This is a genomic window from Dermabacter sp. HMSC06F07, from assembly GCF_001807345.1.
Taxonomy (GTDB): Bacteria; Actinomycetota; Actinomycetes; order Actinomycetales; family Dermabacteraceae; genus Dermabacter; species Dermabacter hominis.
Genome location: NZ_KV788577.1, coordinates 98095 through 113717, shown reverse-complemented (window position 1 = coordinate 113717; position 15623 = coordinate 98095). Strand labels below are relative to the sequence as shown.

The window sequence follows — 15623 nt, the reverse complement described above, 5'->3', positions numbered from 1 at the left end:
CAAATGGCAAAGAAATCAAAGGCATTCCAGGACGCCGCCGCACTCATTGAGGAAGGTCGCCACTACGCGCCCCTCGATGCCGTGCGCATCGTCAAGAAGTCCGGTTCCAAGAAGACCGACTCGACCGTTGAGGTCGCCATGCGCCTGAGCGTTGACCCCCGCAAGGCGGACCAGATGGTGCGCGGCACCGTCAACCTCCCGCACGGCACCGGTAAGACCGCCCGCGTCATCGTGTTCGCGACCGGCCCCCAGGCCGAGGCAGCACGCGCCGCAGGCGCCGACGAGGTCGGCGACGACGACCTCATCGAGAAAGTTGCAGGCGGCTGGACCGACTTCGACACCGCCGTGGCAACCCCGAACCTCATGGGTAAGGTGGGCCGCCTTGGCCGCGTGCTCGGTCCCCGTGGCCTCATGCCGAACCCCAAGACCGGCACCGTCACGATGGACACCGCGAAGGCTGTCAGCGACATCAAGGGCGGCAAGATCGACTTCCGCGTTGACCGTGCTGCCAACCTTCACTTCATCATCGGCAAGGCCTCGTTCACCGAGAAGCAGCTCGTGGAGAACTACGTTGCAGCTCTCGAGGAGATCCTGCGCCTCAAGCCGGCGAGCTCGAAGGGCCGCTACATCTCGAAGGTCACGATGTCCACGACCTTCGGTCCCGGTGTTCCGATCGACGTGAACCGTACGCGCAACCTCACCGAGGAGACCGACGAGGCCTGAGCCTCGAAGCTCCCGGAGAGCACAGCATAAAAGAGTGGGCCCCGCGCAATGCGCGGGGCCCACTCTCGTATAGGAGGGTGCGATTACTTCGCGACCTTCACGCCAACCTCACGCGCTCCACTGAGCTCGCGCTGATCGACGTCGTCCATCTTCGACTGCACCCAGGGGGCAATCAAGAACATAATGATCGCCACGACGACGGTCACGGCACCGAGGCCGTAGTAGTACACGGCGTCACCGAGGTTTGCCCTCTTCACCTGGTCGATAATCACCGACGTGAGACCCATGCCGACGCTCGGCGCAAGGTACCAAAGGGTCATGGTTTGCGAGGCAAACTGCTTCGGTGCGAGCTTGGTCGTCACCGAGAGGCCCACGGGGTTCATGCACAGCTCGGCAACCGTCTGCACGACGAACACGAGGCCCAGGTACCAGAACGGGGCGAGCATGCCCGCACCCGGCCACGTTCCGAAGCCGTAGCCCATGAGCAATGCCGACAGCGCGATGATGACGAGAGAAAGTGCGAACTTTGCGGCCGTGTTCGGGAACTTGCCCTTGCGGCGTGTGAAGATCCACGCGATCACCGGCGAGAGTAAGAGCACCGCGGCGGGGTTGATGGACTGGTAAACCTCGGGGGAGAGGTTCAGTGCGCCGATCGTGCGGTCCGTGTTGTTCTCGGCAAAGAAGGCCATCTTGCCGGCAGCCTGCTCGAAGATCACGACGAACAGAACCTGCCGACCCAAAGGGGCAGGAACGCGCCAAGGTGCGTGCGCTCCTGTGCGGTGACCTTCGGACTCTTGAACATCGTGAGGAAGTAGTAGGCGCTCATGATCAGAGCGAAGGTGAACAGCGAGTAGGCGATCGCCGAGTGAAGCTCGCCGAGCAGGGCATTGAAACCGAGCACCAGGAGCGTCGCGACGACGACGATGCCGAGGCCGCCGAGGGCGAGACGCGCGCCTTCGCCCTTCTGGAGCGGGTTCGGGATACGGTAGGCGAACTCGCCGAGCTTGTGGCGGCCGTAGAAGAACGACACGAGTGCAAGCGCCATGCCGACGGCAGCTGCGAGGAAGCCGACGTGGTAGCCGAAGTGGCCGCGCAGGAAGCCCACGATCAGCGGGGCAACGAGCGAGCCGACGTTCACCGACATGTAGAAGTACTGGAAGCCCGCATCGCGCCTCGGGTCGTCCTCATCGTAGAGGCCGCCCACGATCGTCGCGAGGTTCGGCTTGATGAGGCCGGTACCGATCGCAATGCAGATCAGGCCCGACCACGACGTGATCGCGGCAGGGAATGCCAGCAGCACGTGGCCGAGCATGATGACCGACCCGCCGATAAGCCCGGAGATCCACGGCCCGAGGATGCGATCGGCGATGATGCCGCCCGGGATTGTCATGAGGAGCACCGCGGCGCCGTAGGCGGACACGATGACCTGTCCCGCGGTATCCGAAAGACCGAGACCCTGGTTAGCAGCGACATCGGTGAGGAAGTACAGCAGGATCGCGCGCATGCCGAACCAGCTAAAGCGCTCCCACATTTCGACCTGGAGCATCCAGGGTAGGCCGCCAGGGTGACCGATGAAGGACTTATCGTTCTTGGAGGGACCCGTGCGTAGTTTCGTGGGCCGGTACTTGTATACCGCTGAATCTTGTGCGGTCGGATTGGTCGTCATCGATAAATCCTTGCTGTGTCGTTCCTATCAATCGCGTATCGCGGGTGCCAACCGGCGCACGGTGTGTGGCCGGGCTGCGCGGGATATGCGCCACACCCATGACATCAGACGAACGGGACGCCCGCAGGCTCAGGAGACGGGTGCAGGAGACGTAATTTTATGCGTAATCCGGTTGCCCGGATCGGTAAGAGATGTAGGGACCTAGGGCACGACAGTTATCGAAGGGACGCCCGTTTGTCACGCCGCGGTTGCTGAGCTCGCGTCGTCTGATTGGGTACTGTTAGTGGCCAAGGCCACGTGATCGGTGCGTCGCCTGGTCGCCCAGTGAAGGCTGCGCTTGCACCGCTGTTGAAAGGGGATCTCGTTGACTCAGAACGCCGATCTACGAGTAGGAGTAGTGGGTTTTGGCGCTCGTGGCGCTCTGGCGCGTCACGCGCATAAACCGGGAGAGGGAGCCCGCGTCACGGTCGTCGCGGACCCCACTGAGCGAGGCAAAAGGAAAGCACGCGAGATCATCGGCGAGGACGTCCACACGGTGAACACCGTCGAGGATCTGTTGGGCAGCCACGACGTTGATGCGGTCATGATCCTCGCGCCCGACGACCTACACGCCTCGATCGCACTCACAGCGCTCGGGGCGGGTATACCGACGTTTTCCGAAAAGCCCATGGCGATCTCTGTCGAGGACACCGATGCGATGTTGAGCCTCGCCTACGAGAAGCGCACGCGGCTTTACGTGGGCCACAACATGCGCCATATGCCGGTGATCCGCCAGATGAAGGACATGATTGATGCCGGGTTAATCGGTCGCGTGCGTGCCATTTGGTGCCGGCATTTCGTGGGGGCCGGCGGCGACTTCTACTTCAAGGATTGGCACGCCGAGCGTGCGCGCGCGTTCTCGCTCTTGCTGCAGAAGGGCGCTCATGACATCGACGTCATTCACTGGCTCGCCGGTGGCTACACCCGCCGGGTTTCCGGTATCGGCGGCCTCGAGGTTTACGGCGACATCGAGGACCGACGCGATAACTCCGATCGCATTATGTGGGACTGGTTCGATGCGGACGTCTATCCGCCCTCGAAGCAGAGGGAACTCAATCCTGTCATCGACGTCGAGGACATCTCGATGCTCCATATGACGCTGGACAACGGCGTCTATGCCTCGTACCAGCAGTGCCATTTCACCCCGGATTATTGGCGCAACTATACGGTCATCGGCGACGAAGGGCGGATCGAAAACATGGGCGACAACGCCGGGGATCAGATCTACCTGTGGAACTCACGCCACTCGGGTGCCGCTCGCCCGGATCAGGTGGAGGTGATCGCGAGGGCCGACGGCGGCCACGGCGGTGCTGACCCACGGCTCATCAATGAATTCCTCGAATTCGCGAGGACCGGTGGCCGTACGGATGTGTCGGTGATTGCCGCGCGCGAGGCGGTCGCCACGGGCGTGTACGGCGCTCTTTCGATCCGCGCGGGTGGGCAGATGCTCGAGGTTCCTCCCGTGCCCGCGAACATTCGCGAGTATTTCGACTCGGGGCAGGCCTAGCCGAACGACGCACAAACGGTGCCGAGGCAGTGAGAAGGGGTGGCCCCGCCAAGCGGAGCCACCCCTCATACCGTTGCGGCGGAAATGCCGTTCTTACTTCGCGTGCTTCTCGCTGTAGTCGAGCTCGCCCTCGAAGGCGTCGCGGATGAGCGCCTTGAGTTCGCTCACGAGAGGCTGCTTCGGGTTTGCCGGCGTGCACTGGTCCTCGTAGGCGCGATCGGCGAGAGTGTCGATCGTCTTTTCGAGGTGCTCGAGCGTCGCGCCGTTCGCCTTGAGCGACATCTCGATGCCGATGTCCTCGGCGAGCTCGGTGACGGCCTTGACGAGCGAGGCGACGCCTTCCTCCGTGGTCTTCGCCGGGAGGTTGAGTGCGCGGGCAATCTCGGCGAAGTCCTCATCGGCACGGAACGACTCGTACTTCGGGAAGAGCGCGTGCTTCACGGGCTTCTTCGCGTTGTAGTTGATGACGTGCGGGAGGAAGATCGCGTTCGTGCGGCCATGCGCGAGGTTGAACTCGGCGCCGACCTTGTGCGAAAGCGAGTGCACGATACCGAGGAAGGCGTTCGCGAAAGCGATGCCTGCCATGGTGGAGGCATTGTGCATGTTCTCCTTGGCCTCGCGGTCGCCCTCGAGGACAGACTTGCGGAGGTTCGCGAAGATCATCTGGATCGCGCGGAGCGAGAGGCCCTTTGTGTAGTCCGAGGCCATGGTCGAGACATACGACTCGATCGCGTGGGTGAGTGCGTCCATGCCCGAGTCAGCCGCCGTGCGGGCGGGGACGGTGTCCACGAACTGAGCGTCGGCGATGGCGACGTCGGGAAGGATCGCGTAGTCGGCGATCGGGTACTTCACGTGGTTCTCGGAGTCGGTGATGACCGCGAACGGGGTGCACTCCGAGCCGGTGCCCGAGGTCGTCGGGATCGCCACGAAGCTTGCTTTTTCACCGAGCTTCGGGAACGTGTAGGTGCGCTTGCGGATATCGAGGAACTTCTGCTTCATGCCGAAGTAAGAAGCGTTGCCGTCCTCGTAGAACATCCACATACCCTTCGCGGCGTCCATTGCGGAGCCGCCGCCGAGGGCGATGATCGTGTCGGGTTTGAACTGGTTCATCTGCTCGACGCCGCGGAACACGGTGTCGGAGCTCGGGTTGGGCTCGACGTCCGAGAAGATCTGGTACTGGATTGGGTTGCGGCGCTCGCGAAGCTGCTCGAGAACGATGTCGACGTAACCGAACTGGACCATGCCCGGGTCGGTCACGATGAAGGCTCGGTTGATACCTTCCATGTCGCGCAGGTACTGGGTGGAGTAGCGCTCGAAGTAGGTCTTCGGAACCTTGAACCACTGCATGTTGTTACGACGCTCCGCAATTCGCTTGATGTTGATCAGATCGATGGCCGACACGTTGCGCGACACCGAGTTGTGGCCGTAGGAGCCGCAGCCGAGGGTGAGCGAAGGGATGAGGCCGTTGTAGATGTCACCGATGCCGCCCTGCGAGCTCGGGGAGTTGACGACGATGCGGCACGCGCGCATCGCGATGCCGTACTCGCGCTCCTGCTTCTCGTCGCTAGTGTGGATGACGGCGGTGTGGCCGAGACCGCCGTGTTCGAGCAGCTGGTCGGCGAGTTCGAAGCCCTCGGCGGCGTCCTTGACGACCTTGTAGCCGAGCACGGGCATGAGCTTTTCCTGGCTGAACGGGTGGTCTTTGCCCACACCGTCGATCGGCACGAGGAGAACCTTCGTGTAGTCGGGAACGTTGAGCCCTGCGCCTTCGGCGATCTTGAGGGCGCTCGAGCCGACGAGTGCGGGGTTGACTCCACCCTTGTCGGTGATCATGAACTTCTCGAGCTTCGTGCGTTCGGTCTTGTTCAGGAAGTAGCCGCCGTACTTTTCGAATTCGGCGACGAATTCTTTGTTGATGTCGGTATGGACGAGGACGCTCTGCTCGGATGCGCAGATCATGCCCGAGTCGAAGGTCTTCGACAGCAAAAGATCGTTGACGGTGCGCGAAATCTTCGCTGTCTTGTCGATGTACACGGGAACGTTGCCCGGGCCCACGCCGAGGGCGGGTTTGCCGGTGGAGTAGGCGGCTTTGACCATGCCCGAGCCACCGGTGGCAAGCACAAGGGCAACTTTGTCGTGGTTCATGAGCAGGCCGGTCGCTTCGAGCGAGGGCGTTTCGATCCACTGCACGCAGTTCTCGGGAGCTCCGGCCTCGACGGCAGCTTCGTACACGACGCGTGCGGCGTGGGCGGAGCTTTCCTGGGCGCTCGGGTGGAACGCGAAGATGATCGGGTTGCGGGTCTTCAGGGCGATGAGCGACTTGAAGATCGTGGTCGAGGTCGGGTTGGTCGTGGGCGTGACGCCTGCAATGACGCCCACGGGTTCGGCAACTTCAATCACACCGCGAGTCTTGTCCTCGTGGAGGATGCCGACGGTCTTGTCGTGCTTAATCGAGTTCCAAATGTATTCGGAGGCGAAGATGTTCTTGATGATCTTGTCTTCGTACACACCGCGCCCGGTCTCTTCGACGGCGTGCTTGGCGATCGCCATGTGTTGGTCCAGGGCAGCGAGGGTCGCCTGGTGCACGATGTGATCGACCTGCTCTTGTGTGAAGTCGCGGAACTCTTTGAGCGCGGTCGCGCCCTTGTCTGCGAGAGCGTCGATCATCGCCTGCGTGTCCGTATCGGGCGTAGCTTTGGCGTCTGCCATGAGCGTGTCCATCCTTTTCTGCGGGTGGAGTGAATAGAAAAGTACGTCGTTGTGACTCCAACCTACGTGGCTGCCGTGGTGCACTCAACAACGTTTGATAGCTGTCTAGATTAAGCAAAAGTGCAGGTCAGAGAGTTTGTTTGCGGAAGGTTGGGGGTGTGGTGTGCGGATCTGGAAATAGTGGGCCCGGACCAGCTTTGGTCTCGGTCACAAGCGCCAGTCTAGCGCTCTAGGGGTATAAGGTCCCCGAATGACCTGCATGTTCATTGAGACCATGAATACTGGGTGAAGTTGGACCTCGAGAGAGGGGGACGAGGCCGGAATGGAAGCGCGGTAACGTGCCGGTTAGGGTCCGACGGCAGCCGAAGGGATATTGGTCCCCATTTTTGAACTGTGGCCCGATTCACGTCGGCATGAAGTGCGGCTTGCTTGTGGGAGGGATCACCGCTCGTGGGGTTTCGCTGCCGCGGGTGTGGGGGTAAAGTTGATCTCACCGAAGACCGCCGGTCGTCGCCCTGCCATCAGGGGGACCGAAAGCTTTCACTGTGGTGAAACGGCCTGCGCAGGTGCTCAAGAAACGATACGCGCTATGTGCGTGCTCAAGCCTTGACCCTGCGGTCAAGGCTTTTTTCATGACTGAAGCTTTCAGGCCGGCCTCGAGACCTCTGGAAGGAGGGCCATGGCGAGGCCTGACAAGGCAGCTGCCGTTGCCGAGCTCACGGAACTGTTCCGCGAGTCGAGTGCGGCAATTCTGACCGAGTACCGCGGGCTGAGCGTTGACCAGCTCAAGACGCTGCGTCGTTCGCTCGGTGCCGACACTACCTACGCCGTGGTAAAGAACACGCTTGCTGCTATCGCGGCGCGGGAAGCTGGGATCGACGCCTTTGAGGGCGATCTCAACGGCCCTACTGCGATCGCGTTCATTAAGGGCGAGCCGGTCGAACCGGCTAAGGCTCTGCGTGACTTTGCCAAGGACAACCCCATGCTGGTCGTCAAGTCCGGTTACTTTGAGGGCAAAGCCCTCACGGCTGACGACGTTGAGAAGCTTGCCGATCTCGAATCGCGCGAGGTTCTTCTTGCCAAGACTGCCGGTGCTCTCAAGGCATCGATGTCGAAGGCTGTTTTCGTTCTCGCTGCGCCGCTCACCAAGACCGCGCGCACCGTGGACGCCCTGCGTGCCAAGAACGAGGGCTGAGGCTTCGAGTCTCATCCCGAGGCGTGATGCACGCGCTCGGCACAACCTTTTACACATACACTCGGCGCACACGCGCCTGGCACCCGTGGGTGCCACTTGACAGGAAGGACTAGCCCAATGGCTAAGCTCACCAACGAAGAGCTCATCGAAGCTTTCAAGGAAATGACCCTCATCGAGCTCTCCGAGTTCGTGAAGCAGTTCGAAGAGGTCTTCGACGTGACCGCTGCTGCCCCCGTTGCCGTTGCCGCTGCTGGCGGCGCTGCCGGTGGCGAAGCTGCCGCTGCTGAGGAAAAGGACGAATTCGACGTCATCCTCGAGTCGGTCGGTTCGGCCAAGATTGCTGTCATCAAGGAGGTGCGCGCTCTCACGGGTCTCGGCCTCAAGGAGGCGAAGGACCTCGTCGATGGCGCTCCGAAGCCGGTTCTCGAGGCTGCCTCGAAGGAAGACGCTGAGAAGGCCAAGGAGCAGCTCGAGGGCGCTGGCGCAACCGTCACCCTCAAGTGATTCCTGCGCTTTAGGCGCATTTCATAGCGAAAGGGTCGCCCCTGGGGGCGGCCCTTTTTGCTACCAGCCCGAGGGTGTGAGGAGGCTCTCAAGGGTGGCTGGTAGGGTGTGCCCGGATCTTGCCCCCTGACCCTAAGGCCTCTCATGTCACGTACACGCCCCACGTTGACCCGCGCCGCACGAGGCGCCGCCGCGCTGCTGCTTGCAGCCTCGCTCGCTGGATGCGGGGCGCTCGGGAGCAGCGTCGCTAAAAAGGACGAAACCTCTCCCGCGGCCCCCACTTCGACCTCGAGTGAAGGATCTGCCGAGCCGAGCGAGGGGGCGAGTAGCGATCCAAGCGATACGTCGAGCGCCACGCCGGGGGACACCTCCTCTGCATCTCCCACCGACGATGAAAGCGCCCCCGCAGCTCAAGGGGAGGAGCAGCCTGCCGGCAGCGTGGATAGCCCCGCGACCTGGCTTGCGAACACTCCTTACGTTCCGCTCAAGGGCATCGAAGGCGTGACGGTCGACGTGCTGCAAGGTGGCCCATCCGGTGATGGAACGTTCACCCTGAGCTTTACGTTCGAACACCCGAATGCATCGCAGAGTTGTGTGGACGCTGTGGCTAAATTGAACGAGTTTGAAGTTCCCATCCAGGGCATGGCTATTGCGAAGTACGAAGGTGACTTCGAGGCGTTGGATGAGACGGAAGGGGCAGCGACCGTGCAGTCAGCTGCGGTTGTGACCAAAGAGGACTTGAATCTCGGCGATGCCTACAACGACGTCATCAGTGAGTGTGCGAACACCCCCGGGGAGCCGAAGTCGGTCGTGGAAAAGCTTCCCGGGCACGACGGTATTCACGCCCGATTGGGGTCTGCGGACCTGCTAATTGTGTGTAAATCGCACGGCAATCGGCACGTCTGGATGATCCTTGCGAATGTCGAGCCTGAGCAAGCAAAAACATACATCGATGCCCAAATCGATCTTTTTGATCGCACTGTGACGAATGCCGCCTGACCGTAGCGAATTGTCATGAGCAACGCAACTGCATTCATATCTGCTCGCCGTTCAGGTATGTGGTTTTCGGGCCTCGCCGCTCTCGCCCTAGCCACATCGCTGACTGGGTGCGGAGCGCTTACCGATGCTGGACAGAACGACCAAGCGGGCTCCTCGTCGAACTCGCATAATGCAGGCGACAACGGGCAAACGAAGGGGAGCGGCGGGCGCGGCGTTCCCGACCGGAAAAAGCAGCCCGCGGGCAATCCCGATGATGTGAAGTCATGGCTTCTTACCGAGGAGCATCTGCCGGTGGACGGCATGAAACCCAGCGAGGTAGAAGTCGACAAAGAGGAGGGGGACTTCGAGCTGAGCTTCTCACTCGAGCACCCGAATATTTCAGCAGAATGCACAGACGCAGTCACCACGCTCGACAATGCAACGTTTACGTCCGAGGCTGTTGCGACCAGTGTGCTTCGAGGGCAGCCCGCTCCGGGCTCCGTCAATGCGGAGTCGATGATTAAGATTGTCGCGCTGACGACCCCCGACGACATGAACGTCATGGACTTCTACAACGATGTTGTGCAAAAGTGCGGAAATATCCAGGGCGCGCCCCCGGTCACCGTTGAAAAACCTTTTGGTGGTGAAGGGGTGCACGTCAAGCTTCCCGACGAAGAGTTCTTCCTCGCTGGAAAGTCCAGCGGCAAGCGCCATATCTTTGTCGTCATGTCCGATGTCGGTGATGACGAGGCCAAGGCCGTGATCGATGCCCAGATCGACCTTTTTGAACGCTCCGTAGGTAACGCAACGTAATGGCGAGGTGCTCCCCATGACTCAGACGATCTTTCCCACTGCTCTCTTGCGCCCGCGCGCGTGGGTTTCAGCCCTCGCCGCACTTGCCCTTGTGGGCGCTCTGGGCGGGTGTGGCGCGCTCAGTGCGAGGGAACAGGAAAAGTACGACGCCTCCTCCACTTCCGCTGACTCTTCGGCGGGCGCAGAAAACTCCGGATCCTCAAGCAAGGGCGGAACGGGCAAAACCTCAGCCGGTGGAGTTGGTGAGCAAGAGGCGGGCGACGTGAACGACCCGGCGACGTGGATTCTGAAGCCCGAGAATACCCTCATCGATGGCGTCGAGGATTACGACCTCAAGACCTCGATTGAGGACTCAAGCGATCGAGACTTCACACTGCAATTTACACTCGGCGCCGAAGCCGCACAGATTCCCGAGTGCGCCGAGGTTTCGCAGAAGATCGAGAGCTTTCACGGCACTATCGCTCAAGGTGCGATTGCGACGTATAAAGGTGATATCGCACCTGTGACACCCGGCGAGGACGTGAGCATCAATGCTGCGACGGTCATCCTTGACGAGGAAACTGACGTGATAACGCTCTATAGCCAGGCGGCGAAGGCATGTGGCGATATCGGCGGGAAATTCGACGTGAGCGTCGAGCAGGTCGACGACCTTGACGTTGTTCACATCATGGCTGATGGAAAGCACTTCTATATTGGTGGGCGCTCCGCCGGCAAGGCGCAACTTTTCCTCTATGTTCAGGGCGTCGAAGAATCCCAAGCGGTCGCCTTCATCAAAGCTCAAGTAGACCTTTTCGATCGATCAGTGGACTCTGCCGGGTAGACATTTGTAGCGCCGAGGCCGGGTGTGCGCTTGGAAAGGACGTAGGTGTCGTGAAGTGCGTTGTCGTGAACGAACCTGGTCTTCTCACGGTTCGGAGGTTTTCCGTAGCGCTTGCCGTACTCGCCCTGACGCTGTCTGCATCAGGCTGTGGAGCACTGAAGAGCGTGGGCGCGGGTGGACAACCCGCACCCACGAGCGCTGTGCCGAGCGAGCAGCCGTCGGACCAAGATTCCCCCGAAGAGCCGGTGGGCGAGCCCGCAAAGTGGCTTCTCACGCCAGAGGACTCGGGCGAGTTGCTGATCCTTAGCGAGGTCGACATCACAACGGAGCGACCAGCCAATAAGCAGATATCTTTCCCTATTGAAATCCCCGACCCAAGCTACCTTGAGGCGGACTACAGAAAAGAATGCAAAGCGGCAGTGGAAGCGATGCAGACACCGCAATCCGGCGTGCACACAGTCGTGACGGCTGAATACACGGAAGACCCCGACTGGCAGGGGAGTGTGGGTGAACCCCCGAAGGCTCGGGTCATCGCGTTCCAGACCGACGAGGACGTCAATATCATGGAGGTCTTTCGTCTCCCGTGGGGAACGTGCCCCGACGAGCGAGGGGAGAAGCCGAGCTTCTACGAATACATCACCCCGGGCGGCGAAGATATGGACACGTTTGTGTACATGCACTTTTCCGACGGTGAAGGCATGTATTCGACCTCCTACTTCGGCGTAGTGTCCCGAGGAAAGAACCATATTTTCATCCAGGTGGACAACATCGACGCTCCGACCAGTGCCCCGTTCATCAAAGCGCAGATCGAAAAATTCAAGCGTGAAGCGGCGTGAGGAACCCCCGCACGTGCATCCAGGCGCGAACTTCCCACCGAGGCGACGTGCGCGGCTGTTGAGTCGATACGACCGGCCCACGCGGGACGGCTCGACTGCTGACGTGACCACAGTCTCGCCAGTTTTTTCGTGCGAGGTCTTGAGGGGAGAGCCGCTCTCGCATACTCTTGAAACTTAGCGCCCGTGTTTCGTGCGCCCTTTTTCAACTCATTCGACTCATATAGCGGGGTTGGTCGTGAATGAGGGGCCGAAGCACATCGAGTCTATCGAAGCGTGTACGAGTCCTCATCCCGTGGAAGGATAACCCTTGGCTGCCTCGAGCACCGATTCTCACACCACTGCACTGCGCACCGCCTCGCCCCGCGTCACCTTCGCGAAGCTTGGCGATCCCATCGAAGTTCCCGATCTTCTTTCGCTCCAGACGAGCTCGTTTGACTGGCTGCTCGGTAACGAGCGCTGGCAGGAGCGCGCGGCCGAAGCAGAAGCGGCCGGACGCGAAGACGTCCCGCAGACCTCTGGCCTCGCCGACATTTTCGAAGAGATCTCGCCCATTGAGGATCTCGCCGGAAATATGTCGCTCTCCTTCAGGAACCACTCCTTCGAAGAGCCGAACTACTCGGTCGAGGAGTGCAAGGAAAAGGACCTCACCTACGCCGCCCCGCTGTACGTGACGGCGGAGTTCATGAACAACGAGACCGGTGAGATCAAGACCCAGACCGTGTTCATGGGCGATTTCCCGCTCATGACCGACAAGGGCACGTTCATCATCAACGGCACCGAGCGCGTCGTTGTCTCGCAGCTCGTGCGCTCGCCCGGCGTGTACTTCGAAGAGAGCATCGACAAGACGAGCGACAAGCACGTCTTTAGCGCGAAGGTCATCCCCTCGCGCGGCGCATGGCTCGAATTCGAGGTCGACAAGCGCGACCAGGTCGGTGTGCGCATCGACCGTAAGCGCAAGCAGTCCGTGACGACCCTCCTCCAGGCGCTCGGCATGTCCAAGAGCGACATCCTCGAGGAGTTCGGCGAGTTCGAATCGATGCGCGCCACGCTCGAAAAGGACAAGGTCGAGTCTCAGGACGAGGCCCTCATGGACATCTACCGCAAGCAGCGCCCGGGCGAACCGCCCAGCCGCGATGCCGGCGAGACGATGCTCAACAACCTCTACTTCAACGACAAGCGCTACGACCTCGCGAAGGTCGGCCGCTATAAGATCAACAAGAAGCTTGGTCTCGAAGGCCCGCTCAGCGAGAGCGTGCTCAACCTCGAGGATGTCATCGCGACGATCAAGTACATCGTTGCCCTCCACGCTGGCATGGACAGCATGGAGAACAGCTTCGGCACCGAGATCCGCGTGGAAACGGACGACATCGACCACTTCGGCAACCGTCGTATTCGCGCCGTAGGCGAGCTCATCCAGAACCAGGTTCGCACGGGCCTGTCCCGCATGGAGCGCGTCGTTCGCGAGCGCATGACGACCCAGGACGTCGAAGCGATCACGCCGCTCACGCTCATCAACATCCGTCCCGTGACCGCGGCGATCAAAGAGTTCTTCGGAACCTCGCAGCTCTCGCAGTTCATGGACCAGAACAACCCGCTTTCGGGCCTCACCCACAAGCGCCGCCTCTCGGCGCTCGGCCCGGGCGGCCTGTCGCGCGACCGTGCCGGCATGGAAGTTCGAGACGTGCACCCCTCGCACTACGGCCGCATGTGCCCGATCGAGACGCCGGAAGGCCCGAACATCGGTCTTATCGGTTCGCTCGCAACCTTCGCGCGCATCAATCCGTTCGGTTTCGTCGAGACCCCGTACCGCAAGGTTGTTGACGGTGTCGTGACCGACGAAATCGTCTACCTGACGGCTGACGACGAGGATCGCCACATCATCGCTCAGGCAAACGCCAAGATCGATGAGAACGGAAAGTTCCTCGAAGACCAGGTGCTCTCGCGTATGCCCGGTGGCGAGCCCGAGCTGATCGACCCGAGCGACGTCACCTACATGGACGTTTCGGCTCGACAGATGGTGTCGGTCGCAACCGCGATGATTCCGTTCCTCGAGCACGACGACGCGAACCGTGCTCTCATGGGCTCGAACATGCAGCGCCAGGCCGTCCCGCTCCTGCGCACCGAGATGCCTCTCGTGGGTACGGGTATGGAGCGTCGTGCAGCTGTTGACGCCGGCGATGTGATTGTTGCGGAGAAGGCCGGTGTGATCACCGAGCTTTCCGCCGACCTCATCACCGTTGCGGCGGATGACGGCACGAACCAGACCTACCGCATTGACAAGTTCCAGCGTTCGAACGCCGGTAACTGCTACAACCACCGCGTTCTCTTCGACGAAGGTGACCGCGTTGAGGCCGGCTCGGTCCTCGCCGATGGCCCCTCGACCGAAGACGGCGAGCTTTCGCTCGGCAAGAACCTCCTCGTGGCGTTCATGTCGTGGCACGGCCACAACTACGAGGACGGCATCATCCTGTCCTCGCGCCTCGTCCAGGACGACGTGCTCACGTCGATCCACATCGAGGAGCACGAAGTCGATGCCCGTGATACCAAGCTCGGTAAGGAAGAGATCACGCGCGACATCCCGAACGTTGGCGAAGACGTTCTCGCCGACCTCGACGAGCGCGGCATCATCCGTATCGGCGCCGAGGTTGTCCCCGGTGACATCCTCGTCGGCAAGGTCACCCCGAAGGGTGAAACTGAGCTGACACCCGAGGAGCGCCTCCTGCGCGCGATCTTCGGTGAGAAGGCCCGCGAGGTGCGCGACACGTCGCTGCGCGTTCCCCACGGTGAATCCGGCACCGTGATCGGCGTGCGCGTGTTCGATTCGGAAGAAGATTCGGACATCCTCCCGACCGGCGTCAACGAGATGGTGCGCGTGTACATCGCGCAGAAGCGCAAGATCACCGACGGTGACAAGCTCGCTGGCCGCCACGGCAACAAGGGCGTCATCGCGAAGATCCTGCCCGTCGAGGACATGCCGTTCCTCGAAGACGGCACCCCGGTGGACATCATCCTCAACCCGATGGGTGTGCCCGGTCGTATGAACATCGGCCAGGTGATGGAAACCCACCTCGGGTGGGTTGCGAAGTCCGGTTGGGACATCGACGAATCCAACCCCGCCGCTAAGGATCTCCCGAAGGACGCCCTGCACGGCGAGCCCGGCACCCCGGTTGCCGTGCCCGTGTTCGACGGCCTGAGCGACACTGAGCTCGGCGCTCTCGTCGAGAACTACAGGCCGAACCGCGACGGCGAGCGCATGATCCGCTCGAACGGCAAGGCACGCCTGCTCGACGGCCGCACCGGCGAGCCGTTCCCGCACGAGATTTCGGTCGGCTACATGTACATCCTCAAGCTGCACCACCTCGTCGACGACAAGCTGCACGCTCGCTCGACCGGCCCGTACTCGATGATCACCCAGCAGCCGCTCGGTGGTAAGGCCCAGTTCGGCGGTCAGCGCTTCGGCGAGATGGAGGTGTGGGCACTCGAGGCCTACGGCGCCGCCTACGCCCTTCAGGAGCTCCTCACGATCAAGTCGGACGACATCACGGGCCGCGTGAAGGTCTACGAGGCGATCGTCAAGGGCGACAACATTCCCGAGCCGGGCATTCCCGAGTCGTTCCGCGTGCTCCTCAAGGAAATGCAGTCCCTGTGCCTGAACGTCGAAGTCCTCGGCGCTGACGGCCAGAACCTCGAGGTGCGCGACCGCGACGACGACATCTTCCGCAGCGCGGAGGAACTCGGAATCAACCTGTCGAGCCGCCCGAACGAGGGCGCGATCAATATCGAAGAGGTCTGATCGATCGTCGGGGGAGGGTCCGACGATTGCCCAGCGACCG

General features: G+C 61.5%; 12 protein-coding genes. 9 read left to right on the top strand and 3 right to left on the bottom strand.

What is annotated here, in order from left to right:
• Window positions 1-3: 3 nt before the first annotated feature.
• Window positions 4-723, top strand: a complete 720-nt coding sequence (gene rplA, locus HMPREF3157_RS02865) for a 50S ribosomal protein L1 (protein WP_016664001.1) — start codon at window positions 4-6, stop codon at window positions 721-723.
• 83 nt (window positions 724-806) lie between these two features.
• Here rplA and HMPREF3157_RS10710 read toward each other — a convergent pair whose 3' ends face one another.
• Both HMPREF3157_RS10710 and HMPREF3157_RS10705 read right to left on the bottom strand, forming a co-directional pair.
• Complete coding sequence (locus HMPREF3157_RS10710) at window positions 807-1439, bottom strand: POT-type proton-dependent oligopeptide transporter (RefSeq protein ID WP_246816497.1); 633 nt, start codon at window positions 1437-1439, stop codon at window positions 807-809.
• Entirely contained in the window at window positions 1436-2389 is a 954-nt protein-coding gene (locus tag HMPREF3157_RS10705; protein ID WP_246816495.1) for a peptide MFS transporter, read from the bottom strand. The genes HMPREF3157_RS10710 and HMPREF3157_RS10705 overlap by 4 nt, the downstream gene beginning before the upstream one ends.
• Before the next feature lie 364 nt (window positions 2390-2753).
• Between HMPREF3157_RS10705 and HMPREF3157_RS02855 the strand changes: the two genes are divergently transcribed.
• On the top strand, window positions 2754-3935 hold the full coding sequence (locus HMPREF3157_RS02855; RefSeq protein WP_070435462.1) for a Gfo/Idh/MocA family protein: 1182 nt from the start codon (window positions 2754-2756) through the stop codon (window positions 3933-3935).
• A 93-nt stretch (window positions 3936-4028) separates the two neighbouring features.
• Here HMPREF3157_RS02855 and adhE read toward each other — a convergent pair whose 3' ends face one another.
• Complete coding sequence (adhE, locus tag HMPREF3157_RS02850; protein WP_070435461.1) at window positions 4029-6644, bottom strand: bifunctional acetaldehyde-CoA/alcohol dehydrogenase; 2616 nt, start codon at window positions 6642-6644, stop codon at window positions 4029-4031.
• Between the two features lie 679 nt (window positions 6645-7323).
• Here adhE and rplJ point away from each other — a divergent pair.
• The 7 genes from rplJ (at window position 7324) to rpoB (ending at window position 15583) form a co-directional block, all read left to right on the top strand.
• Window positions 7324-7839: a 50S ribosomal protein L10 gene (gene rplJ, locus HMPREF3157_RS02845; RefSeq protein ID WP_016664005.1), complete on the top strand. Its 516-nt coding sequence runs from the start codon at window positions 7324-7326 to the stop codon at window positions 7837-7839.
• Window positions 7840-7956: 117 nt separating this feature from the next.
• On the top strand, window positions 7957-8343 hold the full coding sequence (rplL, locus tag HMPREF3157_RS02840) for a 50S ribosomal protein L7/L12 (RefSeq protein ID WP_016664006.1): 387 nt from the start codon (window positions 7957-7959) through the stop codon (window positions 8341-8343).
• A gap of 144 nt (window positions 8344-8487) precedes the next feature.
• A complete protein-coding gene (locus HMPREF3157_RS02835) occupies window positions 8488-9342 on the top strand; it encodes a hypothetical protein (RefSeq protein WP_070435460.1) in 855 nt (284 codons plus the stop codon).
• Between the two features lie 15 nt (window positions 9343-9357).
• Entirely contained in the window at window positions 9358-10134 is a 777-nt protein-coding gene (locus HMPREF3157_RS02830) for a hypothetical protein (protein WP_141740594.1), read from the top strand.
• 16 nt (window positions 10135-10150) lie between these two features.
• On the top strand, window positions 10151-10954 hold the full coding sequence (locus tag HMPREF3157_RS02825) for a hypothetical protein (RefSeq protein WP_070435458.1): 804 nt from the start codon (window positions 10151-10153) through the stop codon (window positions 10952-10954).
• A 65-nt stretch (window positions 10955-11019) separates the two neighbouring features.
• Complete coding sequence (locus HMPREF3157_RS02820; RefSeq protein ID WP_141740593.1) at window positions 11020-11790, top strand: hypothetical protein; 771 nt, start codon at window positions 11020-11022, stop codon at window positions 11788-11790.
• Window positions 11791-12097: 307 nt separating this feature from the next.
• Window positions 12098-15583, top strand: a complete 3486-nt coding sequence (gene rpoB, locus HMPREF3157_RS02815; RefSeq protein WP_070435457.1) for a DNA-directed RNA polymerase subunit beta — start codon at window positions 12098-12100, stop codon at window positions 15581-15583.
• The last annotated feature ends 40 nt before the right edge of the window (window positions 15584-15623 follow it).